Source organism: Paracoccus sp. L-17 (assembly GCF_056857655.1).
This window is the reverse complement of record NZ_JBSXNM010000033.1, coordinates 85,880-107,924: the sequence shown is the minus strand read 5'-3', so window position 1 is coordinate 107,924 and position 22,045 is coordinate 85,880. Positions and strand designations below refer to the sequence as shown.

Genomic DNA, 22,045 nt, shown 5'->3' with positions numbered 1-22,045 from the left:
GGGATGTTTTACAGACTTTCCGGCGTCCATCACGCCGACTACGTTTCGGACAGCCGTATCTTCAAGGTGCCTGCCGACAGAAATCTGACAGCATTCATCTTTCTGATCGGTCTTGCCGCGCCGTTCATCATCCCGTCGCTTTACCTGAACAGCTACTTGCTTCCCTGGCTGATCTGGACGGCCGCCGCTTTGGGGCTGAACCTGGTGACAGGTTGGGCGGGGCAGCTTCACCTGGGCTATGCCGCGGTCATGGCTGTCGGCGCCTATTCGGCGATCCATGCCGCGCGTTTCGGGGTGCCGTGGGAATTCGCCCTGATCATCGGCGGGTTGACGTCATCCGTGATCGGCAGCCTGTTTGCTTTTGCCGCTTTGCGGGTCAAGGGACTGTATCTCGCCCTTACCACTCTTGCGATGCAATTCGTGATGGACTGGGTTCTGACCCACTCTCCGGCGATCTCGGGGGGCTCACACGCGTCGCTCCAGTCACCGACATTGGCGCTGCTCGGGCAAGAGATTACCACTGATACTGGCTTCTACTATGTCGCCTTCGGCTGGTGTGTGTTGGTGACGATCTTCATGCTTAATCTCAAGCGTACTGGACTCGGTCGCGCCTTGGTCGCTGTCCGGGAAAAAGACTTTGCGGCCGCGATCCTGGGTGTGAACAGTTTCTACTACAAAATCCTCGCATTCGCGACTTCTTCGTTCATCGCAGGCGTCAGCGGTGCGTTGCTTGTTGCCACCTTTTTCTTTCTCGCCGCACCCGAGCAATTCTCGGTTGCCGTTTCGATCCAGGTTCTTGCGATGGTGATTGTTGGCGGCCTTGGCAGCATTATCGGTTCCTATTTCGGTGTTGCCCTGATCCTTCTTGTTCCGGGTATCGTGAATGGTCTCGTCGTCACGCTGAGTGACGGGCTTGGCATGCAGATCGATGTTGAAACACTCGCTCACATCCCGAACGCAGTCTATGGCGCACTGATCGTCATTATCCTTCTGATCGAACCACTCGGTTTGGGAAAACTCTACGGCAACATCAGAGACTATCTGATGGTTTGGCCCTTCGATCAGTTCAAGAAATAGGGGAATGCCGATGCAAGAAAAAGTTGAAGCCCAGAACATTCTATCCATGAACAGCGTCGAAGTACTGTACGACAATGTAATACTGGCGATCAAAGGTGTTTCGGTCCAAGTCCCAAAGGGCGAGATGATCGCACTCTTGGGATCGAACGGAGCTGGAAAAAGTACCACGTTGAAAGCGATCAGCGGTCTTTTGAAGGCCGAGCGCGGACGCATCAGCCGAGGTGAGATAACGTTCCAGGGAACGGACATTACCGAAGCGCCCGCGCAAAAACGCGTCGAGATGGGCATCTGTCATGTCATCGAAGGGCGGCGGGTCTTTGAACATCTGACCCCCGACGAGAACCTGACCGCCGCCGCGCCGCGCGGAATGTCCCGATCGACGCTGAATGCGGAAAAGGACAAGATTTACGCCTATTTTCCACGGCTTGCCGAACGCAAAAATTCCCAAGCAGGCTATTTGTCGGGTGGTGAGCAACAGATGCTTGCCATTGGGCGGGCCCTCGTGACCCAGCCGAAGCTTTTGATGCTTGATGAACCAAGCCTCGGGCTTGCTCCGTTCCTGGTCGAGGAAATCTTCGGCATCCTGCAAAAGATCAATAAGGATGAGGGCCTGTCCGTCCTGCTGGTGGAACAGAACGCCCTGGCAGCTCTGGAGATCGTTTCGCAAGGGTATCTTATCGAAAACGGCCGCGTCGTTATGCACGGCACGGCCGAGGCGCTCAAATCCAACTCCGACATTCAGGAGTTCTATCTAGGCGGCGGAGAGACCGATTTTCACAACGTCAAGCACTACAGCCGACGCAAACGTTGGCTGAGCTAACGTACTATTCGAAAACTGTTCAGGGAGGAAAAAATGAAGAGACTTACCAAAGCGCTGGCAGTATTTTCAATGGTTGGCGGGGCGCTGTTCGGCACCCAGGCGCTGGCCGAGCCATTCAAGATCGGCATCTGCTACGATCTCAGCAAGGCCTATACCTTTGCCACGCCGCAGGTTTCGCAGGCCGCGATGGACCTTGCCAAGCTCATCAACATGAAGGGCGGCATCGGTGGGGAACCGGTCGAAGTCATCGTGCGTGACCACGGGAACGAACCGCAGCGCGGAATCGAGTGCTACTCGAAACTCAGCCGCGAGGGCGTCTTTGTTTTCGATACCCTGTCCACTCCGGTCTCTCTGGCTATCCTGCCGCGGGCCATGGAAGACGGGCGTATCCTGATGCAGTCGCTTGTCGGCCGAGGCGATGCCGTCGACGGCACCGTTTTCGAATGGGTCTATCCGATCGGACCGACCTATTGGGGACAGGCGGCCAATGATGTTGCCTACATAAAGCAATTGCATGATGGCGACTTGTCGGACGTGAAGGTGGGGTTTGTGTATTTCGATTATCCTTTCGGACAGGAGCCGATCGAGATTCTCAAAACCTTGTCCGAAAAAGAGGGTTTCAAGCTTGAGCTTTACCCTGTGCCACTGCCTGGCAGTGACCAGGCCGGTGTGTGGTCCAAGGTGCGCCGGGACAACCCAGATCATGTGATTGTCTGGATGCTTGGCGGTGCGCATGTGGTTGCGTCGAAGGAAATGCAGCGCAATCGCATCCCGATGGACAAATACATTTCCGTCAACTGGCTGAACGAAGTCGATATCGCCAATATTGGCGACGAGGCCGCCAAGGGTATCAAGCGCGGTACCAATGTTGTGGGCGGTCAGGACGTCGCGCTGTATCAGGAGATCATGACCGAGCTCTACGACAAGGGCGAGGGTTCGGGCCCGATTGAGAAGACCCAGGACGTTTTCTACAACACCGGTCTGGCCATGTATTCAATCATGTTCGAAGCCGCGCGCAAGGCGGCAGAACTCGAAGGCCTTCCGATTACCGCAAAGTCCTACAAAGCGGGACTGGAGTCGCTTGAGGGATTCGACGCGAACGGGCTGATGGCCCCCATTACGGTGACGGCCGAAGATCATGGCGGCGGTGGCAAGACCCGGATCGAGATGTGGGACGGGGAGACTTGGGTGCCGCAAACCGACTGGATCTCTGAGTACACGGACGTCGTGTGGGACGTGGTGAAAGAAAGTTCGTCACAATACGAGCAGTGAAAGACTGGTAGCAGGAAGGGCGACGCTACGCGGGGCGGCAGCGGCGTTTACGAAACGGTATCACCGCCCCAAACCAAACCAACGGGAGAGAGAAAACATGAAAGTCAAACAGCACATTAAGGCAGTAGTCCTTGCTACTGCGCTGGCAGCAAGCGCGACTGTGGCCGCAGCGCAGGACAAGGAGCCGATCCGCTTCGGACTCTGCTTCGACCTTAGCAAATCCTACACTTTCATTTCGCCGCAGGTGGCTCAGGCCGCCCAGGATCTGGCGATGTACACCAACGAAAATGGCGGTATCGAAGGGCATCCGGTAGAAATCATCGTTCGCGATCACGGCAACGAACCGCAGCGCGGTGTGGAATGCTATGAGCAGCTCAAGCGCGAAGGTGTGTTCCTATTCAATTTTCTGTCCACGCCGGTCACGAACGCGGTTCTGCCGCGTGCCATGAAGGACGGCAACGTTCTGATGCAGTCCTTCGTTGGCCGTGGCGATGCAGTTGACGGGGAAGTGTTCGAATGGGTTTTCCCGGTCGGTCCGACGTACTGGCAGCAGGCGGCAAATAACGTTGCCTTCATCAAGGGCCAGATGGGCGGTGACCTGAGCAAGGCGAAGATCGGGTTCATCTATCTGGATTATCCCTTCGGTCAGGAACCAATCGAGATCCTGAAAACGCTTTCCGAGAAGGAAGGGTTCGAACTGGAGCTTTATCCCGTGCCGCTTCCCGGTTCGGATCAGGCCGGTGCCTGGAGCAATATCCGCCGTGATAAGCCAGATTACGTGATCAGCTGGCTTCTGGCTGGCGGGCATGTGGTTGCCTCGAAGGAAATGCGCCGCAACCGGTTCCCGATCGACCGTTACCTGTCGGTCAACTGGCTCAACGAGGTCGATATCGCCAACATTGGCGCACAAGAGGCAAAAGGCATTTTGCGCGGAACCAACGTGGCCGGTGGCCAGGAAGTTCCGATCGTCAAGACGATGCTGGAAACCTACTATGCCAATGGCAAGGGCAGCGGACCCGAGAATCTGGTGCGAGACGTGTACTATAACATGGGTATGGCGATTTATTCGGTCGGTTTTGAAGCCGCGCGTATCGCGATTGCCGAAAACGGTTGGCCGATCACACCGGAAAGCATGAAGAATGCCTATGAATCGATCGAGAACTTCGATGGAAACGGCACCATGGCCCCGGTTACAGTGACCGACAAAGATCATGGTGGTGGTGGCAAGACTCGGGTCGAGCAGTGGAATGGCGAAACCTGGGTTCCGCAGACCGACTGGAGCGCCGACTATCTCGACGTTGTGTGGGATGTCATCAAGCACAGCTCCGCGACTTTCAAAGTCGAGTAGGACACAGCTTCCCCGCGGTAAACATATCGCGGGGAAGCTTTACGCACCCAAGTTGTTCAGAGAAACGAAGCAGGTATCATGAGTCCCATTAACGTGAAGATTGAAGATGGCATTGCGACCGTCTGTATCAACCGGCCAGAACGCAAGAACGCGCTTTCTGTGGCGGCGACGAACGGGCTGACCGACGCCTGGGAGAAGATCGAGGCGGACGACAGCGTTCGCGTGGCCATTCTGACGTCGGCCGATTGCGGCGTTTTCAGCGCCGGATTGGATCTGAAGGAAGCTACACAAATCGCACGCGACGAGGGCGTCGATATTCTGACCAAGATGCGCGACCCGTTTCACGAGACCATGCGCGCCTGCAAAAAACCGATCATCGCGGCGATGACGGGGTCGCTGATGGCGGGCGGAATGATGCTGACGCTGAATTGCGATCTGAGGGTCGGTCTCAAGGGAACCAAGGTCGGCATTACCGAAGTAAAGATCGGTCGTGGATCGCCTTGGGCATCGCCAGCATTGTCCATGCTGCCGCAGCCCATCCTTATGGAAATTGTTCTGACCGGCGATTTGATGCCGATCGAGCGCCTGCACGAATACGGGTTCACCAACTATATCGAAGACACTCCCGATGCTGTCCGCGCACGGGCCTTCGACCTTGCCAAACGCATTGCCAGCGCGGCCCCGCTTTCGGTGATTGCGGCCAAAGGCGGCGTTCGCGCGACCATGGACCTGGGCTGTGCGGGTGGCCTGAAAGAGGGCAAGCGCCTGCACGAGGTGGTTTACGCCAGCAACGACGCGATTGAAGGCCCAAAGGCCTTTGCTGAAAAGCGAGCACCCGTCTGGACCGGGACCTGATGGAGACTTGAATGACTGAGCTTATTCGCCTGGACAGGGAAGGCCCTGTCGGAATCCTGCGTTTTCTTCAGCCGACAAAACGCAACCCTTACAGCATCGGGTTCGTCGAAGAACTGGTGGCGCTCCTGCGCGAAGCCGAACGGGACGCTACGATCCGTGCCGTTGTCATGACCGGCGGCGATCATTTCAGCAGCGGCGGCGATCTTGTCGGGTTTCAGTCCGAGATCGCCAAAGGCGCGCGGGCGACGTCGGAAATGGTGGACCTGGTTCACGATGGCGGACGCGCGGCCTATCTGTTTCGCAAACCTCTGATTTCTGCGGTATGCGGCGTGGCTTTTGGCGCGGGCCTCAGCCTGGCCTTGTCGGCGGACATTGTCGTTGCCGCCGAAGATGCCCGGCTGTGCGAAGTATTTGCACGCGTCGGCGGTTGTCCCGACACGGGATCAAGCTGGCTGCTTCAGCAGCGCGCCGGTGCGGGCGTGGCCCGGATGCTTGTGCTCACGGGCCGTGAAATCGACGGGCGCACCGCCAGGGACCTGCGCGTTGTCGAAGAATGCGTGCCGGCCAACCAGGTCGAGGTACGGGCGCTGGAAATTGCCCGCGAGATTGCAACGCACCCGATGTTTGGCGTTCAGACCGCCAAGCGTGTGATGCGCGCCGCAGCCGAGTGCAGCTATCTCGAGGCGCTGGATATCGAGCGCGATGCCCAAAGCGTTTTGCTGTGCGCGCATGACTTTCCCGAGGCCATGAAAGCGTTTTCGGAAAAAAGAACTCCAGAATTCAAAGACCGTTAGCTCGGTTGAAACCTTATCGCAAAACTCAAGGAGACCTCGCCAATGAAGGTACTCGTGCCTGTGAAACGCGTGATCGACTACAACGTGAAGGTTCGTGTCAAAGCGGACGGAAGCGGTGTCGATCTGGCCAACGTTAAGATGTCGATGAACCCTTTCGACGAAATCGCCGTCGAAGAGGCGATACGCCTGAAAGAGGCCGGCAAGGCCGAAGAGGTGGTCGCGGTATCCATCGGCGTCAAACAGGCGCAGGAAACCCTGCGCACCGCACTGGCCATGGGTGCCGACCGCGCCATCCTGGTCGTTGCAGCGGATGACGTGCACCATGATATCGAGCCGCTGGCAGTGGCCAAAATCCTTGCCAAGGTCGTGGAAGAGGAACAGCCTGGTCTGATTCTCTGCGGCAAGCAGGCGATCGACAACGACATGAATGCCACCGGCCAGATGCTGTCAGCCCTGCTGGGCTGGTCGCAGGGTACCTTTGCCTCGGAACTGGACATCGACGGTGACAGTGCCGTCGTGACCCGCGAAGTTGACGGCGGCCTGCAGACCATCAAGGTCAAGATGCCCGCGATCGTCACCGTGGACCTGCGCCTGAACGAGCCGCGCTATGCGTCGCTGCCCAACATTATGAAGGCCAAGAAAAAGCCGCTGGATGAGAAAACCGCCGATGATTACGGCGTTGATGTCACGCCGCGTCTGGAAATCGTCAAAACCTCCGAGCCCGTGGCACGCGCGGCCGGTATCATGGTCGGCTCGGTGGACGAGCTGGTCGCAAAACTCAAAGAAGCGGGGGCTGTGTAATGGCTGTTCTTCTTCTCGCAGAAGTCACCGATGGTGAACTGGCAATCGACGCAACCGCCAAGGCCGTGACCGCGGCCAAGGCCCTGGGCGATGTGACCGTTCTGTGCGCGGGCGCCTCTGCTGCTGCCGCAGGCGACGCCGCCGCCAAGATCGACGGTGTGACCAAGGTTCTGGTCGCCGAAGACGCATCGCTGGGTCACCGCCTGGCCGAACCGACCGCCGCGCTGATCGCATCGCTGGCCGGTGATTATGAACATATCGTCGCCCCGGCCACCACGGACGCCAAGAACGTCATGCCGCGCGTTGCCGCGCTGCTGGACGTGATGGTCTTGTCGGATGTCTCTGGAGTTGTGGACGGGTCGACCTTTGAACGTCCGATCTATGCCGGCAACGCCGTGCAGACGGTCAAATCCAAAGATGCCAAGAAGGTGATCACCTTCCGGACTTCGACCTTTGGCGCGGCCGGAACGGGCGGTTCCGCCCCGGTCGAAACCGTGGGCGCGGTGGACAATCCGGGCCTGTCCGAATGGCTCGAAGACAAGGTCGCCGCAAGCGACCGCCCCGAGCTGACCTCGGCCGGCATCGTGGTGTCGGGCGGCCGTGGCGTTGGTTCCGAGAAAGACTTCAAGATCATCGAAGCGCTGGCCGACAAGCTGGGCGCGGCGGTCGGCGCCTCCCGCGCTGCGGTCGATTCGGGCTATGCGCCGAACGACTGGCAGGTGGGTCAGACCGGCAAGGTCGTGGCACCGGATCTGTACATCGCCGCCGGCATATCGGGCGCGATCCAGCACTTGGCCGGGATGAAGGACAGCAAGATCATCGTCGCGATCAACAAGGACGAAGAAGCCCCGATCTTCCAGGTCGCCGACTTCGGACTGGTCGCCGACCTGTTCCAGGCCGTCCCCGAACTGACCGAGAAGCTGTAAGGGCCACGGCCCAACCCGCCAAAACGCATCAAAGGCCCGCCGAACCCCCGGCGGGCCTTTTTGGTACGAGCCGAATGGGCGGCGAGCGGATCGGACGGACCAGGATGCGCGCGGTCCTAAGCCTTGTGACGCCTCGTCAGAACGGCTCCGGTTCATTGTCAAGAAGCAAAACACTTGTTAGATTTTGGCTCAACACAAGCTTGAATCGATAGGAATAATTCATGTCTTTGATCAAGAACTCCCCTAGCTGGGTAGTGGATGAACACAAGATGTTCGCCGATAGTACACGCAGGCTTTTCGATGCAGAGATGGCTCCGAAGATTGAAAAATGGGCGGAGCAGGGAATTGTTGACCGCGACTTCTGGAAAACAGTCGGTCAGCAGGGTGTCATGGGTGGCTCGATTGCCGAAGAATATGGTGGGTTCGGTGGCGGCATCGGGTTCGACGCGATTACCGTCTACGAGCAGGGGCGCACCGGTGATACGGGTTGGGGCTATGGGATTCAGTCCATCGTAATCCATTATCTCAACGCATATGGCAGTGAGGAACAGAAGAAAAAGTGGTTGCCGAAACTGGTCAGCGGCGACAGCGTTGCGGCGATTGCCATGACCGAGCCTGGAACGGGCTCTGACCTCCAGAACGTACAAACCTATGCGGAAAAGGATGGCAACCACTACAAGATCAACGGTTCGAAGATCTTTATCACAAACGGGCACACGGCGGATCTCGTTGTTATCGTGGCAAAGACCGATCGCAACGCCGGCGCCAAGGGCGTTTCGTTGATCGTTCTGGAAACCGAGGGCGCCGAGGGCTTTCGCCGGGGACGGAACCTGAAGAAACTGGGCATGAAAGGTTCGGATACGGCTGAGCTGTTCTTCGAAGATGTACGCGTGCCTACGGCGAACCTGCTTGGTCCGGAAGAGGGGCAGGGGTTCTACCAGCTGATGAAGCAGCTGCCTTGGGAGCGGCTGATGATCGGCATTACCGCGCTCGGTTTTATTGATTTTGCGATCGATGAAACGGTCAAATATGTTCAGGACCGCAAGGCATTTGGAAGCCGGATCATGGACTTCCAGAATACGCGCTTCAAACTGGCGGAATGCAAAACCAAGGCCGAATTGCTACGTTCCTTCGTCAATGACGGGCTCGCGCGTCTTGAAGCGGGCGAACTTGATGCGGCCACGGCTTCGATGGCGAAATGGTGGGGCAGCCAGACGCAGAACGAGGTCATGCATGAATGCCTGCAACTGCACGGCGGTTATGGTTTCATGATGGAATACCCCATCGCGCGTCTTTATGCCGACAGCCGGGTCCAGATGATCTATGGCGGCACCAACGAGATCATGAAGGAACTGATCGCACGCTCGATGGATGTTTGATCCGTCCGGTGCCGGGTGGGGCTACTCCCTGCCCGGCCCCAGAATTTCGTCGCTGTGTTCCCCAAGTCGCGGGGCCGGGCGATGATCATGTTGCGCAGGGGTCGCCGAAAAGCGAACCGGCGGGCGTGTCGTCCAGATCGCACCTTCGGTCGGGTGATCAATCCGTTGAAAGAACCCGGTTGCGGCAAGATGGGGATCGTTCGGCAAATCTGACAGGTTGCGCACTGGCATGGCGGGTATGTCGGCCTGCTCCATGAGGTCAAGCCAGTCATCTGTGGTCCGGGTCAGCGCAATGTGCGCCACCATATCGTATACTGCGCCGATGTTGCGGCTACGGGCGTCCATGTCCGTGACCCAGACATGGTCGATCATGTCATTGCGCCCAACCGTCTTGAAAAACCGCGCCCATTGGGCGTTGGTATAGGGCAGGATCGTGACGAACCCGTCCGCCGTCTGGAGCGGGCGGCGGTGCGGCACCAGCATGCGGGCATATCCGAAATTCCTCGGTACCTCGTCGAATGTTGCGCCGTCCATGTGCTCGGCCAGCAGAAACGCCGTCAGCGTTTCGAACATCGGCACCTCGACATGCTGTGCCTGGCCCGTGCGTTCCCGATGAAACAGGGCTGCCATGACGGCATAAGCCGTGGTAACACCGCCAAGCTTGTCGGCAAGAATGGTCGGGGAATAATCGGGTTTTGCCTCTGGATCGCGAAGGGTGGGCAGGCTGGCCAAACCCGAAACCGACTGGACGGAATCGTCGAATGCTGGCTTGGCGGCATAGGGCCCGTCCTGTCCGAAACCGGTGGCGGATACCGTGATCAGGTTCGGGTTTTCCTGGCGCAGGGTTTCGGGATCCAAAAACAATCTGGCAAGCGCCGCAGGCCGGATGCTCGAAATCATCACATCGGCATCGACGAGCAACTTGCGCAGACGGTCGCGGTCGGCTTGCGTCTTAAGATCGAGTACGACGCTGCGCTTGTTGCGGTTGGCCCCTAGAAACGCAGCGCCCATCAACCTGTGCCGCGATGGCTGAACCTGGCGCAGAAGATCGCCCTCGGGCGCTTCCACCTTGATCACATCCGCTCCCAGATCTCCCAGCATCTGCGTGGCCAGAGGACCGAAGATGATCGACGTCAGGTCGATGATCCTGACGCCTTGAAGGATCCCCGGTTTGTTCTCAGCGGTCATTTGGTTGTCCACCCTTTTAGTTGCCCACCGTTTTTATGAACGACGGCCGAACTCGGCGCGAAGGGCTTTGCCTTGCGCATCGAAGGCCGGGCAGGGGCCCAGTGCCGTTTCGCCGAGGCTGCGCCGGATCGGGGGAGTCGGTACGTTGATCTCGCCCGAGGGTGTGCCTATCACGGATCGGTCAAGCTGCGGGTGATCGGACAGGGCCGCCACGTCGTTCACCGCGCCCGAGGCAATGCCCGCAGCGTCAAGCCGCTTCAGCATCTCGGCGCGGTCATGCGAGGCGAACACGGCCTTGATGAGAACTTCGAGCGCGGGTTTGTTTTCAATTCGCGACGTGTTGTCATGGAACCGGGGGTCGGTTGCCAAAGCCGCATCGCCCAGTATGTGTTCACAGAACCGTTGCCATTCGCCGCTGTGCTGAACGGTAATGACGACAAGCTGGCCGTCTTTGCACTGATAGGCCCCGTAGGGACAGATGACCGTGTGGTTCAGCCCGACACGCGGTGTCGGCTTGCCAAGGTAATCGTGATACAGCAGTGGAACCGACATCCAGTCGGCCATCACATCAAACATTGCCACGGAAACGCCGCTGCCCTTGCCGGTGCGATCACGCCCGACAAGCGCTTCGCAGATTCCGGCATGGGCTGTCATACCGGTGGCGATATCGCAGACCGACACGCCCACCCGTCCTGGTCCGTCGGGTGTACCGGTCACTGATGCCAGACCGCTTTCGCATTGCACCAGAAGGTCATAGGCCTTGGCGTTGCGCATCGGGCCGTCTTCGCCATATCCGGTGATGTCGCAGGTCACGAGACGCGGAAACCTCTCTCGCAGACTTGCGGAATCGAGCCCGAGCTTGGCCAGCGCGCCCGGCAGCAGGTTCTGAATAAACACATCTGCGTTTTCCAGCATCCTGAGCAGGATTTCACGGTCTTCGTCGGCTTTAATGTCCAAGGCGACCGATTCTTTGCCTCGGTTCAGCCATGTGAAATAGGCGCTTTCACCGTTGGCGGCGGTATCGTAGGCGCGGGCGAAATCGCCTGCGCCCTTGCGTTCGATCTTGATCACGCGCGCGCCGGCGTCGGCCAGCCGCGAGGAGCAAAAAGGCGCGGCGACTGCCTGTTCCAGCGCAACGACGAGTTTGCCGGAAAGGGGGGCTAAGTCTGAACCTGGCATGAGTTTCTCTCAATTGATCCTGAAAGGTTGACTAAATCTAACAATTGTTAGAAACATAATCAATACGATTAGACAAAGACTGGATCGCTTGAAGGAGAACGCCGGTGCAGGACGCCATAGGACCAGACCAGTTTTTCCAGCGCGCGCTGGCAGAGGGAGAGATCCTGCTGCCCAAGTGCGACGACTGCGGGGCCTATCACTTTTTCCCGCGAGTCCTGTGTCCACATTGTCATGGCGCCGCGATTTCGTGGAAGCAGGCCACCGGCAAGGGACGGGTCTACACCACAACCGTCGTGCGCCGCAGCCAAAACCGCGGCGGCGACTACAACGTGTGCATGGTCGAGCTTCAAGAGGGCGTTCGAATGATGAGCCGGGTCGAAGGCATTGCCCCGGGTGACGTCGCCATCGACATGGCTGTAACCGCTTTCGTGGGCGAGGCCGAGGGCGCTCCGGCCGTGCTTTTCAAGCCGTCGGAGGGATAAGCCATGACCACAGAACTTCGGGGGAAATCCGCCATCGTGGGAACCGGTCATGCCGGTTTCGGAGAAGCCCATGGCCTGACGGCCTATGATGTCATGGCGCAATCCGCGCTTGCGGCGCTTGGCGATGCCGGGCTGAAACTGTCCGACGTCGACGGGCTGTTCTGCACCATGATGGAAGACAGCATGCCGGCGCTTATGGCGGCCGAGTATCTGGGCATCCAGCCCCGGTTCAACGATGGCACGATGTCGGGCGGTTCGTCCTTCGTAAACTACCTGACGTCCGCGACCATGGCGCTGGACGCCGGTCTGTGTGATGTCGCGCTGATTGTTTATGGCTCCAACCAGCGCACCGCATCGGGCAGACTGGTGACCGCTTCACGTCCGCCGGCCTACGAGGCGCCGTATAACCCGCGCTATCCGATCTCGGCCTATGCGATGGCGGCGGCGCGGCACATGCATGAATACGGCACCACCCGCGAACAGCTGGCCGACGTGGCCCTTGCCGCGCGGGCCTGGGCGCAGCACAACCCCGAAGCGTTCGAGCGCGGCCCGCTGACCCGCGAGGACGTGTTGGGTGCGCGCATGGTGGGCGATCCATTGACCGTGCGCGACTGTTGTCTTGTCACCGACGGTGGCGGCGCGATCGTAATGGTCCGCGCGGACCGCGCCCGGGATTTCCCGAAGGCGCCTGTCTATGTGCTGGGCAGTGCTGCGGCAAGCTCGCACCGGCAGATTTCGCAGATGAAGGATTTCACCGTGACCGCGGCCCGCGACTCGGGCGCGCGCGCCTTTACGGCGGCCGGCGTGACCCCTGCGGATATCCAGGCGGTCGAGCTCTATGATGCCTTCACCATCAATACCATCCTGTTTCTCGAAGATCTGGGGTTCTGTGCCAAGGGCGATGGCGGGGCCTTTGTCCAGGGCGGGCGCATCGCGCCTGGCGGGGTCTTGCCGGTGAACACGAATGGCGGAGGCCTGTCCTGTGTGCACCCCGGGATGTACGGTATCTTCACAGTGATCGAGGCTGCCCGTCAGATCCGTGGCGACGCGCCGGGCATTCAGTTGAAGGATATTGATCTGGCGCTGGCGCATGGCAACGGCGGTGTGCTGTCCAGCCAGGTCACGGCCATACTTGGATCGCAAAACACGCTCTGACGGCAACTAAGGGAGGAAAGCAAATGCCATTGGATTTCGATGCACTGTCGAACTGGGACTTTGAGGAAATCGAACAGACGCTGACCGAGCGGGATACCATCCTGTATGCACTCGGCCTTGGGTTCGGCGAGGATCCGACCGACAAAAAGGAACTGGCCTTTGTCTATGAGGACGGTCTGAAGGCGGTTCCCTCTATGGCCGTTACCCTGGGGTATCCGGGCTTCTGGCTGCGCAATCCGAAAACCGGCGTGAACTGGCAGAAAGTGCTGCACGGAGAACAGTGGCTCGACATCTACAAGCCGCTGCCGACACATGGCCGAATTGTCGGCCGCAGCAAGATCGACTTTATCGCCGACAAGGGCGAGGGCAAGGGAGCCGTCATTTACCAAAGCCGCGATATTATCGACGCGGACAGCGGCGAAAAACTGGCGCGCGTGGCGATGTCGGCTTTCTGTCGCGGTGATGGGGGGTTCGGCGGTGAAAACCAGGCGGGTCCGGCACCCGCAGTGCTGCCTGATCGGGCGCCTGATCATGTATGTGATATCAATACCCTGCCGCGCCAAGCCCTTATTTATCGTCTCAGCGGTGATTTCAATCCGCTTCATGCTGACCCGGATGTTGCCCGTTCTGTCGGGTTTGACCGCCCGATCCTGCATGGTCTGGCGACCTATGGGCTGGCGGCCCGGGCGATTCTCAAGACGTTGCTGGACTATGATTCTGCCCGGCTTGTCGGTCTGGATGTTCGGTTCTCGGCGCCGGTCTATCCCGGCGAAACCGTGCGGTTCGAAATCTGGGAAGAGGACGGCGAGGCCCGGTTTCGAGCATCTATTCCGGCACGCGACGTGGTTGTTCTGAACAACGGCGCGGCGCGCTTCGCCTGAGGCAGTGAAGATGGCTCAACCGCTCAAGGATATCCTGGTGCTGGATTTCAGCACACTTCTTCCCGGTCCGATGGCGACGCTCATGTTGTCCGAGGTCGGCGCCGAAGTGATCAAGTTCGAGCGTCCCGGAGTCGGCGAGGACGCGCGCCAAACCGAGCCCAAGATCGACGGAGAGAGCATCGGATTTGCCGTGTTGAACCACGGCAAGCGATCGGTGGCCATCGACCTCAAGTCAAGGGGCGCAGTGGAACGTCTGCGCCCCTTGATCGAGAGGGCCGATGTTCTGGTCGAGCAGTTCCGTCCCGGCGTGATGGACCGGTTGGGGCTTGGTTATGAAGCGGTGCGCAAGATCAATCCCGGTCTCATCTATTGTTCGATCACCGGCTATGGCCAGACCGGACCAAAGGCCAGCGCCGCCGGCCACGACCTCAACTACGTCGGTGATGCGGGTATCCTGTCGCTCAGTCGTGGACCGGATGACCAGCCAACGGCCCCGTTCGGGCTGGTCGCCGATATCGGAGGCGGAACCTATCCTGCGGTGATGAATATCCTGCTGGCCCTGATTGCGCGGCAGGCAAGCGGGCAGGGGACGCATCTGGATATCGCAATGGCCGAGGGAGCGTTCGCCTTTGCCTATTGGGCGCATGCCGAAGGTGTGATCGCCGGGCAGAAAATCGAAAGCGGCGGCAGCCGCCTGACGGGTGGCCTGGCCCGGTATCGGCTTTATACGGCTGCGGACGGGCGTCAGATCGCCGTCGGCGCGCTGGAAGAAAAGTTCTGGCAGTCGTTCTGCGATGTCATTGGTTTGCCGGTGGCGCTTCGCGATGACTGGTCCGATCCGAATGCCTGTGCCGCGGAGGTTGCGCGTCTGCTGCGAGAGCAGCCCTCGACTCATTGGGAGCCTTTGCTGGCTGCGGCCGATTGCTGCTGTTCGGTCGTGAAAACGCCCGCCGAGGCGGCGCGCGACCCGCATTTCAAAGCGCGTGACGTGTTCGGGCGAACCGTAAAAATTTCTGGCCGGGACGCGCCCGCTTTGCCGCTGCCAATTGCGCCGGAGTTCCGTTCTTCGGGAAGTTCGGTCGGAGTCGCAGCCACTCTGGGCGAAGACAATACGCGTTATGGCTTGGACCAACCAAAGACAGAGTAAATCCCGTTGACGGGCAGGTTTTGAATCGGTAATCTAACAATTGTTAGAAAAAGGAGGGGCCAATGGACAAGTCTGACGATGACCTGCCGACTGAGGCTGAGCGTTATGTCATGCCATCGCGCTTTGTGGAAAGCGATAGCTTGGAAGTGCAGGGTTTCGTGACATCGGCTTTGCGTGATCTTCCTGTGGGCGCAACCAATCGAGACAAGGCGATCCGCCTGTTCGAAGCGGTGCGCGACGATATTCGCTATGATCCCTATTGTTTTGCGCTGGATGAGGACTCTTACCGTGCCAGTCGTATCGCTGGGGCGGAAGCCGCGTTTTGCGTTCCCAAGGCAATTCTGCTGGCGGCTTGTCTGCGTGCTGTGGGTATCCCCGCCGCTCTGGGGTTCGCTGATGTGCGCAACCACCTGAATACACCCAAGTTGCAGGAGTTGATGGGGACCGATCTCTTTATCTACCACGGCTATGTTCAACTGTGGTTGGGGAATGAGGCCTACAAGGTGACACCTGCATTCAACATGGAACTGTGTGAAAGATTCGGAGTCAAACCCCTGGTCTTCGACGGCTATCACGACGCGCTCTTTCACGAGTTCGACGAACAGAATCACCGGCACATGGAATATGTGAACGACCGTGGGCTCTATTTCGACGCGCCGATGGGGGAATTCCTGATGGCGTTCAAGGAAACCTATCCGAAGCTGGAAGAATTCAACCGCATCCGGATATCCAAGGATGCGAGCGGATACGATGACGGTTTCGCAAAGGAGGGTGCCTCTTGAGGTATCTGGAAGACTTCTCGCCGGGCCAGGTCTATCGCTTTCGCAGCGCTCCGATGAGCGCGGGTTCGATAAAGGCGTTTGCCGAGGAATGGGATCCGCAGCGGCTGCACACCGACGAAAACTATGCAACCGCCATACATGGCAGCCTGATCGCCTCGGGCTTTCAGACGATGCTGGAAGTGTTTAGGCCGGTCATGTCTGAAATGATGGTCGATGTCGCCAATATCGGTGGCATGGGCTTTGACAATCTGCGCTGGCTGCGGCCGGTGCGCCCGAACGAACCCCTTGATGTCGAACTGACGGTCAACGCGGTCACGCCGTCAAAAAGCAAGCCCGACAGAGGTGTTTTGCACTATACGCTCAGCGCCAAAAACCCTGCGGGCGAGGTCGTTTTTTCGACCGACACCCCCGTGATGATCCAGCGAAAACAAAATGACACAGACTGATATCCTTTCCAGCGAACAAGAAGACCTTCGCCTGTTGCGCGAGAGCGCGCGCACGTTGTTTGAACGGGCGGGCGGAAGTGACAGAGCCCGAAAACTTCGTGATGCCGGGGGCGGTTTCGATGCGGAGATGGTCCGGGAACTCGCCGAGGCCGGCGTTTTCGGGGTGGCGGTGCCCGAAGATCAGGGCGGGCTTGGCATGGGCCTGGCCGCTGCCGGCATCATCGCCGAAGAGGTCGGTCGCGTGATTGCCCCGGAACCGGTCGTGTTGACGATCGGTCTGAGCCTCGGTCTTCTGCGCCGCCTTTGCCCGGATCATCCGAAGGTGCCACAACTCATCAGCGGCGAAACTGTGCTGGCGGTTGCCTGGCAGGAACGCGGCCCGGGCGGAGCGCCCGCCGATGCGACCTGCCGATACGCAGACGGAAAGCTGACCGGCGCCAAGGCTTGGGTGGCCGGCGCGGCCGGATCGCAAGGGTTCCTTGTTGTGACCCAGGGAGACGATGGTCAGGTTCTGGTATTGGTCGAGGCAAACGCGGACGGGTTCGTCATCAACAAGCGTGCGCAAGCCGATGGCAGTTCCTTGGGCGAGCTTTCGTTTTCGGGAACCCCGGCCGCCGAACTGGCCAGCGGAAGAGCGGTTCAGGACGCGCTGGCCGAGGCTGTCGTCGATGCAACGGCGCTTGCCGCCGCCGAGCTTGTCGGCCTGAGCGAGCGCGCCTTCGAGATCACGCTCGATTACATCAAGACGCGGGAGCAGTTCGACAAGCCGATCGGGTCATTCCAGGTCATCCAGCACCGTGCTGTCGACCTTCACGTGATGTGCGAGGTCGCGCAGGCAGGCGTCGGCGAAGCTCTGGCGCAGATGGACGGCGAAACGGATCCGAAGATCCGCGCCCGGTTGGCCAGCCGGGCCAAGTCACGTGCGGTGACCGCGGCCAAAAAAATCACTCGTGATGCGATCCAGCTTCATGGCGCGGTCGGCTATACCGACGAATTCGATATCGGGCTCTATCTGAACCGGGCGTTGGTGCTGTCGGCCTGGTTGGGCGACGATGCCTATCACAGGCGGATATGGTTCGAGGCACGCGAAGCAGAGGGGGCCGCACAATGACCGACTGGAACGCAATGACCGATGCAGAGTTCCGCAAGGAGGTGCGCCAGTTCTTCGAGGCCGAATACCCCGAAGAGCTGCGCCATCTGCCGCACCGTCCAAAGTTCGCCGAGATCGAACACTGGCACCGCAAGCTGCACGCGAAGGGCTGGGTCGCGCCAGCATGGCCCACAGAATATGGTGGCATGGGCCTGAACGCCGCCAAGCTGCTGATTTTCTACGAAGAGCAGCAACGCTGGGGCGTCAATCGTGGCCGCGATATGGGCGTGCAGATGGTCGGCCCTCTGATCATCAAGTTCGGCACCCAGGACCAAAAAGATTACTGGCTGCCGCGTATCCTGAGTTGCGATGACATCTGGTGCCAAGGCTACTCAGAGCCGGGCGCTGGGTCCGATCTGGCGAACCTGCGCACGCGTGCAGAAATTGACGGGGACGACTTTGTCATCAACGGACAGAAGATCTGGACCACGATGGCGCATGACGCTACGCACATTTTCATGCTGGTGCGCACCGATCCGGATGCACCCAAGAAACAACAGGGCATCAGTTTCCTGCTTGCTCCGATGGATCAGCCCGGAGTCGATGTTCGCACGATCAAGACCCTCTCGGGTGAAACTGAGTTTTGTGAGGTCTTCTTTGACGATGCCCGGACGCCCCGCGAGAACCTTGTGGGCGAGCTGAACAAGGGTTGGACGATGGCCAAGGCTCTCCTGAGCTTCGAGCGCATCTTCATCGGTTCGCCAAGCCTGGCCCAGAACGCACTGGGGCAATTGGAAAGCTTTGCACGGGGCCGTGGCGCGTTTGATGATCCGGTGTTTCGCGATCGATTTGCCCAGGCGGCACTGGATGTGGAAGATCATGCCGCGCTTTATGCCCGTTTTGCAGATCAGCTCAAACGTGGCGAGACGCTGGGTGCGGATGTCTCCATGCTGAAGATTTGGGTGACTGAATGCTTCCAGCGCATCACCGAGCTGATGATCGAAGCAGCCGGACCCGATGGCGGCTCCATCGGGCCGCTCCAAGTCGGCAACGTAAGTGTCGATGTTCTGGCGAGTTTCTACAAGGCCAGACCTACCACGATCTACGGTGGATCGAACGAAATCCAAAGAAACATCCTGTCCAAGGCCGTCCTGGGACTGCCTGGCTGACTCAATACCCCACGGAGGAAATAGAACTATGTCGGATCGTTATGCAAAATACGATAAACTGAAATTTGACTACCCGGCGGATCGCGTGCTGCGCATCACGTTCGACCGGCCCGAGACGTTTAACTCGGTCGATGCCGAAACTCACACCCAGATGACGGACATGTGGATCGATATCGACCGTGACCCAGACATCAATTCGGTTATCGTGACCGGTGCGGGCAAGGCGTTTTCCGCCGGTGGCGATTTCAGCCTGATTGAAAAGATGATCGGGGACTCGCACGAGATCATGAAGACGTGGAAAGAAGCCAAGGATCTCGTCTACAACATCATCAACTGCAACAAGCCGATCATTTCCGCGATCAATGGCCCTGCGGCCGGCGCGGGCCTTGTGGTTGCCATCCTGGCCGACATCTCGATCGCCGGAAAACGGGCCAAGATTGTCGATGGTCATCCCCGCCTTGGTGTTGCCGCCGGTGACGTCGCGGCGATTATCTGGCCGCTGCTGACCTCGATGGCCAAGGCGAAATACTATCTGATGACCTGCAAGCCGGTGTCGGGCGAAGAGGCCGAGCGTATCGGTCTGGTATCAATGTGCGTCGAGGATGACGAGCTGCAGCAGATCGCGCTGGATACAGCCGTCGAACTAGCCAACGGCTCGCAAAGCGCGATTCGCTGGACCAAGTATTCGCTGAACAACTGGCTGCGCCAGGCCGGGCCGATCTTTGATGCGTCGACCGCGCTGGAGATGCTTGGCTTCATGAGCGAGGACGTCAAGGAGGGTGTGTTGTCGCACCGCGAGAAGCGCACGCCGAACTTCCGTAAGGACTGCCCGCTTTAACGCCCGATTGGACGAGGAGGCATGGAAATGTCTGATGATATCTACCGAGATATAGCGCAAGCCTATGCCGCTGCGGCCGAAAAGGCTCCTGGTCTGAAATCGCGATTCACGGCTGCCGGATTCGATCCGGCAGCCGTCACATCGGTGGCGGACCTTTCGCGCCTTCCAGTGATGAAGAAGGAAGAGCTTCTGAAAATTCAGCGCGAGAACCCGCCTTTTGGCGGGTTCCTCGCCTCGGATTTAAAGGATATCGGGCGAATCTACGTGTCCCCCGGCCCGATTTTCGAACCAGCCCTTTCGGGCGGTGGCGGCCACGGCCTTGACCTTCTGTTCAAGGCCGCAGGCGTGGGGCCGGGAGATATCATCCTGAACACCTGGATGTATCATCTGGTACCGGCTGGCCTGCTGTTCGACGAAGCGGCACAGGCCGCAGGCGCCACTGTGATCCCGGGCGGCGTCGGCAACACCGAGCTTCAGGCACAAATCATCGTCGAAACCGACGTGACTTCGATCTGTGCTTCGACTGCGTTTTTCCTGACGCTGGCGGACAAGGTGATCGAAACCTATGGCCGCGACGCATGGAAGGTGAAAACCGCCTTTCTGGGCGGGGAAATGGGCGACTGGATGGCCAAACGCCGCCGGATCGAGGCCGATTACGGCGTGTCGACCTGGGCCGCCTATGCCACTGCCGATCTGGGCCTTGTCGCCTATGAGGATGGCGGCGACGGCTATCTGGTTCATCCCGACCGCGTGGTGCAGATCTGCGATCCGGTCAGCGGGGAACAGGTCGCCCATGGTGAACCAGGCGAGGTTGTCGTGACCGCGCGCGATGCTACGTGGCCGATGATCCGGTTCGGCACCGGCGACAGTGCCTTGGCGCTTGAGAGCAACGCGGATGGCACCGTCAGCCGGATTTCAGCGCTGCAGGGCAGGGTCGGCGCAGCGGTCAAAGTGCGCGAGATTTTCGTTTATCCGCGCGTGGTTGAGGAGGTTGTCATCGGCACGCCGGGCGCAAAGGCCGCGCAGGCCGTGGTAACGCGCGAGAACGATCGCGACATGATCCGCCTCTCGCTTGTGCTGGAAGACGGTGCCGACGCTTCTGCTGCGGAAGCAGCTGCCGCCGAAAGCTTCAAACTGCATGCGCGAATTCGCGCCGACGAGGTGAGCATCGTTTCGGAACTACCCGAGAATGCAGAACTGATCGTCAACCAAAAAGACGTCTGAGATCGCGTCTCGATCTTCGGCGACAACCGCAGAAACAGATGGGCGGCCGGGTGACCGGCCGCCCTCTTTCGTCAGGAACAGAGCGCATCTTTGGCGGCCTGGTATTCCCGGTCGAGACGGTCGACGTAGTCCGCCGTGGTCATCACCTCTTTCACCGCTCCGATCCCCTGACCGCTGCCCCAGATGTCACGCCAGGCCTTGGGGCGAATGTCGCCGGTGGCCAGATCGAGTTTGTTGCCGATCCCGGCCAGGTTGTCCGGATCGAGACCGACCGCCCGCACCGACGGTTTCAGATAGTTGGCATGCACGCCGCTGAAATAGTCGGTATAGACAATATCATCGGCCCCGCCTTCGACGATCATTTGCTTGTACTCCTCCGACGCGACCGCCTCGGTCATGGCAATGAAGGGGGATCCGATATACCCAAAATCCGCACCCATGGCCTGCGCCGCCAGAATTGAGCGCCCGGTCGCGATGGACCCGGACAGGGCAAGCGGACCATCGAACCATTCCCGGATTTCCTGAACCAGCGCAAAGGGTGACAAGGCCCCGGCGTGGCCGCCAGCGCCGGCGCAGACCGCGATCAGGCCGTCGGCGCCCTTGTCGATCGCTTTCCTGGCGTATTTGTTGTTGATTACATCGTGCAGTACAGTGCCGCCGCACTCATGTGCCGCCTGGTTGACGTCTTCCCGTGCGCCCATTGATGTGATCCAGACAGGCACTTTCCAGCGCGCACATATTTCGACGTCCCGCTCAATCCGATCATTCGATCGATGGACGATCTGGTTGACCGCGAATGGCGCGGCGGGCCGATCGGGATTGGCCTGATTGTGCGCGTCAAGCTCTTCGGTGATGCGCTTGAGCCAGGCTTCGAGCAGCGGCGGTTCACCTTCGGACTCGCGTGCGTTCAGCGCCGGAAAGCTGCCGATGACGCCGGCTTTGCACTGGGCGATGACAAGATCCGGCCCGGATACCAGGAACATGGGCGAGCAGATCACAGGCAGGCGCAAGCGGCCGAGAGGGGTGTCGGAGTACATTGTCTATTTCTTCTTTGCTGTTTCAACAGGGGGTGCCGAGGCCCGTAGCCGTGACGGGCGCGCATGGGAAGGGAAGCCGAAACAAACGTGCCAGCAGACCGCAAGGAAATACACAGAACGGGTGAAATTTACACATGTCTGATTTTCCGCACCGG

22 protein-coding genes are annotated in these 22,045 nt (G+C 59.4%); 19 read left to right on the top strand and 3 right to left on the bottom strand.

Annotated elements, in window-relative coordinates:
• Positions 1-3 precede the first annotated feature (3 nt).
• The 9 genes from AC13CR_RS07450 (at position 4) to AC13CR_RS07410 (ending at position 9,272) form a co-directional block, all read left to right on the top strand.
• Entirely contained in the window at positions 4-1,077 is a 1,074-nt protein-coding gene (locus AC13CR_RS07450) for a branched-chain amino acid ABC transporter permease (RefSeq protein ID WP_100931415.1), read from the top strand.
• A gap of 10 nt (positions 1,078-1,087) precedes the next feature.
• Positions 1,088-1,897 (top strand): ABC transporter ATP-binding protein, encoded by an 810-nt coding sequence (locus tag AC13CR_RS07445; RefSeq protein WP_100931425.1) that lies wholly within the window; start codon positions 1,088-1,090, stop codon positions 1,895-1,897.
• A 33-nt stretch (positions 1,898-1,930) separates the two neighbouring features.
• A complete protein-coding gene (locus AC13CR_RS07440; protein WP_338054574.1) occupies positions 1,931-3,169 on the top strand; it encodes an ABC transporter substrate-binding protein in 1,239 nt (412 codons plus the stop codon).
• A gap of 97 nt (positions 3,170-3,266) precedes the next feature.
• Positions 3,267-4,517: an ABC transporter substrate-binding protein gene (locus AC13CR_RS07435; protein WP_088652428.1), complete on the top strand. Its 1,251-nt coding sequence runs from the start codon at positions 3,267-3,269 to the stop codon at positions 4,515-4,517.
• Between the two features lie 78 nt (positions 4,518-4,595).
• Positions 4,596-5,372, top strand: coding sequence for an enoyl-CoA hydratase/isomerase family protein (locus tag AC13CR_RS07430; RefSeq protein WP_088652427.1), 777 nt, complete (start codon positions 4,596-4,598; stop codon positions 5,370-5,372).
• 11 nt (positions 5,373-5,383) lie between these two features.
• The gene (locus AC13CR_RS07425; protein ID WP_028095212.1) at positions 5,384-6,166 is read left to right on the top strand and encodes an enoyl-CoA hydratase/isomerase family protein; all 783 of its coding nucleotides are present in this window, start codon (positions 5,384-5,386) and stop codon (positions 6,164-6,166) included.
• A 42-nt stretch (positions 6,167-6,208) separates the two neighbouring features.
• Positions 6,209-6,967, top strand: coding sequence for an electron transfer flavoprotein subunit beta/FixA family protein (locus AC13CR_RS07420; RefSeq protein WP_028284925.1), 759 nt, complete (start codon positions 6,209-6,211; stop codon positions 6,965-6,967).
• Positions 6,967-7,893, top strand: a complete 927-nt coding sequence (locus AC13CR_RS07415) for an electron transfer flavoprotein subunit alpha/FixB family protein (protein ID WP_482900550.1) — start codon at positions 6,967-6,969, stop codon at positions 7,891-7,893. The genes AC13CR_RS07420 and AC13CR_RS07415 overlap by 1 nt, the downstream gene beginning before the upstream one ends.
• Positions 7,894-8,114: 221 nt before the next feature.
• Positions 8,115-9,272, top strand: a complete 1,158-nt coding sequence (locus tag AC13CR_RS07410) for an acyl-CoA dehydrogenase family protein (protein ID WP_482900549.1) — start codon at positions 8,115-8,117, stop codon at positions 9,270-9,272.
• A gap of 21 nt (positions 9,273-9,293) precedes the next feature.
• On the opposite strand, the gene AC13CR_RS07405 is transcribed toward AC13CR_RS07410, so the two are convergent.
• On the bottom strand, positions 9,294-10,460 hold the full coding sequence (locus AC13CR_RS07405) for a CaiB/BaiF CoA transferase family protein (protein WP_482900548.1): 1,167 nt from the start codon (positions 10,458-10,460) through the stop codon (positions 9,294-9,296).
• Positions 10,461-10,493: 33 nt separating this feature from the next.
• Positions 10,494-11,639: a CaiB/BaiF CoA transferase family protein gene (locus AC13CR_RS07400; RefSeq protein WP_482900547.1), complete on the bottom strand. Its 1,146-nt coding sequence runs from the start codon at positions 11,637-11,639 to the stop codon at positions 10,494-10,496.
• A 104-nt stretch (positions 11,640-11,743) separates the two neighbouring features.
• On the opposite strand from AC13CR_RS07400, the gene AC13CR_RS07395 reads away from it, so the two are divergent.
• The 10 genes from AC13CR_RS07395 (at position 11,744) to AC13CR_RS07350 (ending at position 20,853) form a co-directional block, all read left to right on the top strand.
• On the top strand, positions 11,744-12,121 hold the full coding sequence (locus AC13CR_RS07395; protein WP_482900546.1) for a Zn-ribbon domain-containing OB-fold protein: 378 nt from the start codon (positions 11,744-11,746) through the stop codon (positions 12,119-12,121).
• Between the two features lie 3 nt (positions 12,122-12,124).
• Complete coding sequence (locus AC13CR_RS07390) at positions 12,125-13,276, top strand: thiolase (protein ID WP_482900545.1); 1,152 nt, start codon at positions 12,125-12,127, stop codon at positions 13,274-13,276.
• Between the two features lie 23 nt (positions 13,277-13,299).
• Entirely contained in the window at positions 13,300-14,157 is an 858-nt protein-coding gene (locus AC13CR_RS07385) for a MaoC/PaaZ C-terminal domain-containing protein (RefSeq protein WP_482900544.1), read from the top strand.
• A 10-nt stretch (positions 14,158-14,167) separates the two neighbouring features.
• Complete coding sequence (locus AC13CR_RS07380) at positions 14,168-15,304, top strand: CaiB/BaiF CoA transferase family protein (protein ID WP_482900543.1); 1,137 nt, start codon at positions 14,168-14,170, stop codon at positions 15,302-15,304.
• 62 nt (positions 15,305-15,366) lie between these two features.
• A complete protein-coding gene (locus tag AC13CR_RS07375; protein WP_482900542.1) occupies positions 15,367-16,086 on the top strand; it encodes a transglutaminase-like domain-containing protein in 720 nt (239 codons plus the stop codon).
• Positions 16,083-16,532: a MaoC family dehydratase gene (locus AC13CR_RS07370; protein WP_088652416.1), complete on the top strand. Its 450-nt coding sequence runs from the start codon at positions 16,083-16,085 to the stop codon at positions 16,530-16,532. The genes AC13CR_RS07375 and AC13CR_RS07370 overlap by 4 nt, the downstream gene beginning before the upstream one ends.
• Complete coding sequence (locus AC13CR_RS07365; RefSeq protein WP_088652415.1) at positions 16,519-17,643, top strand: acyl-CoA dehydrogenase family protein; 1,125 nt, start codon at positions 16,519-16,521, stop codon at positions 17,641-17,643. The genes AC13CR_RS07370 and AC13CR_RS07365 overlap by 14 nt, the downstream gene beginning before the upstream one ends.
• Entirely contained in the window at positions 17,640-18,791 is a 1,152-nt protein-coding gene (locus AC13CR_RS07360) for an acyl-CoA dehydrogenase family protein (protein ID WP_088652414.1), read from the top strand. Before AC13CR_RS07365 ends, AC13CR_RS07360 begins: the two co-directional genes overlap by 4 nt.
• A 28-nt stretch (positions 18,792-18,819) precedes the next feature.
• On the top strand, positions 18,820-19,629 hold the full coding sequence (locus AC13CR_RS07355) for an enoyl-CoA hydratase/isomerase family protein (protein WP_088652413.1): 810 nt from the start codon (positions 18,820-18,822) through the stop codon (positions 19,627-19,629).
• A 27-nt stretch (positions 19,630-19,656) separates the two neighbouring features.
• Positions 19,657-20,853, top strand: coding sequence for a phenylacetate--CoA ligase family protein (locus AC13CR_RS07350; RefSeq protein ID WP_482900541.1), 1,197 nt, complete (start codon positions 19,657-19,659; stop codon positions 20,851-20,853).
• 71 nt (positions 20,854-20,924) lie between these two features.
• Here the strand turns inward: AC13CR_RS07350 and AC13CR_RS07345 are convergent, their stop codons facing one another.
• A complete protein-coding gene (locus AC13CR_RS07345; protein WP_482900540.1) occupies positions 20,925-21,890 on the bottom strand; it encodes an NAD(P)H-dependent flavin oxidoreductase in 966 nt (321 codons plus the stop codon).
• Positions 21,891-22,045 lie beyond the last annotated feature (155 nt).

Excerpts from the sequence above, each read along its gene's own strand:
- AC13CR_RS07450 (WP_100931415.1), top strand. The coding sequence starts at position 4 with ATGTTTTACAGACTTTCCGGCGTCCATCACGCCGACTACGTTTCGGAC.
- AC13CR_RS07445 (WP_100931425.1), top strand. The coding sequence starts at position 1,088 with ATGCAAGAAAAAGTTGAAGCCCAGAACATTCTATCCATGAACAGCGTC.
- AC13CR_RS07440 (WP_338054574.1), top strand. The coding sequence starts at position 1,931 with ATGAAGAGACTTACCAAAGCGCTGGCAGTATTTTCAATGGTTGGCGGG.
- AC13CR_RS07435 (WP_088652428.1), top strand. The coding sequence starts at position 3,267 with ATGAAAGTCAAACAGCACATTAAGGCAGTAGTCCTTGCTACTGCGCTG.
- AC13CR_RS07430 (WP_088652427.1), top strand. The coding sequence starts at position 4,596 with ATGAGTCCCATTAACGTGAAGATTGAAGATGGCATTGCGACCGTCTGT.
- AC13CR_RS07425 (WP_028095212.1), top strand. The coding sequence starts at position 5,384 with ATGACTGAGCTTATTCGCCTGGACAGGGAAGGCCCTGTCGGAATCCTG.
- AC13CR_RS07420 (WP_028284925.1), top strand. The coding sequence starts at position 6,209 with ATGAAGGTACTCGTGCCTGTGAAACGCGTGATCGACTACAACGTGAAG.
- AC13CR_RS07415 (WP_482900550.1), top strand. The coding sequence starts at position 6,967 with ATGGCTGTTCTTCTTCTCGCAGAAGTCACCGATGGTGAACTGGCAATC.
- AC13CR_RS07410 (WP_482900549.1), top strand. The coding sequence starts at position 8,115 with ATGTCTTTGATCAAGAACTCCCCTAGCTGGGTAGTGGATGAACACAAG.
- AC13CR_RS07405 (WP_482900548.1), bottom strand. The coding sequence starts at position 10,460 with ATGACCGCTGAGAACAAACCGGGGATCCTTCAAGGCGTCAGGATCATC.
- AC13CR_RS07400 (WP_482900547.1), bottom strand. The coding sequence starts at position 11,639 with ATGCCAGGTTCAGACTTAGCCCCCCTTTCCGGCAAACTCGTCGTTGCG.
- AC13CR_RS07390 (WP_482900545.1), top strand. The coding sequence starts at position 12,125 with ATGACCACAGAACTTCGGGGGAAATCCGCCATCGTGGGAACCGGTCAT.
- AC13CR_RS07385 (WP_482900544.1), top strand. The coding sequence starts at position 13,300 with ATGCCATTGGATTTCGATGCACTGTCGAACTGGGACTTTGAGGAAATC.
- AC13CR_RS07380 (WP_482900543.1), top strand. The coding sequence starts at position 14,168 with ATGGCTCAACCGCTCAAGGATATCCTGGTGCTGGATTTCAGCACACTT.
- AC13CR_RS07375 (WP_482900542.1), top strand. The coding sequence starts at position 15,367 with ATGGACAAGTCTGACGATGACCTGCCGACTGAGGCTGAGCGTTATGTC.
- AC13CR_RS07365 (WP_088652415.1), top strand. The coding sequence starts at position 16,519 with ATGACACAGACTGATATCCTTTCCAGCGAACAAGAAGACCTTCGCCTG.
- AC13CR_RS07360 (WP_088652414.1), top strand. The coding sequence starts at position 17,640 with ATGACCGACTGGAACGCAATGACCGATGCAGAGTTCCGCAAGGAGGTG.
- AC13CR_RS07355 (WP_088652413.1), top strand. The coding sequence starts at position 18,820 with ATGTCGGATCGTTATGCAAAATACGATAAACTGAAATTTGACTACCCG.
- AC13CR_RS07350 (WP_482900541.1), top strand. The coding sequence starts at position 19,657 with ATGTCTGATGATATCTACCGAGATATAGCGCAAGCCTATGCCGCTGCG.
- AC13CR_RS07345 (WP_482900540.1), bottom strand. The coding sequence starts at position 21,890 with ATGTACTCCGACACCCCTCTCGGCCGCTTGCGCCTGCCTGTGATCTGC.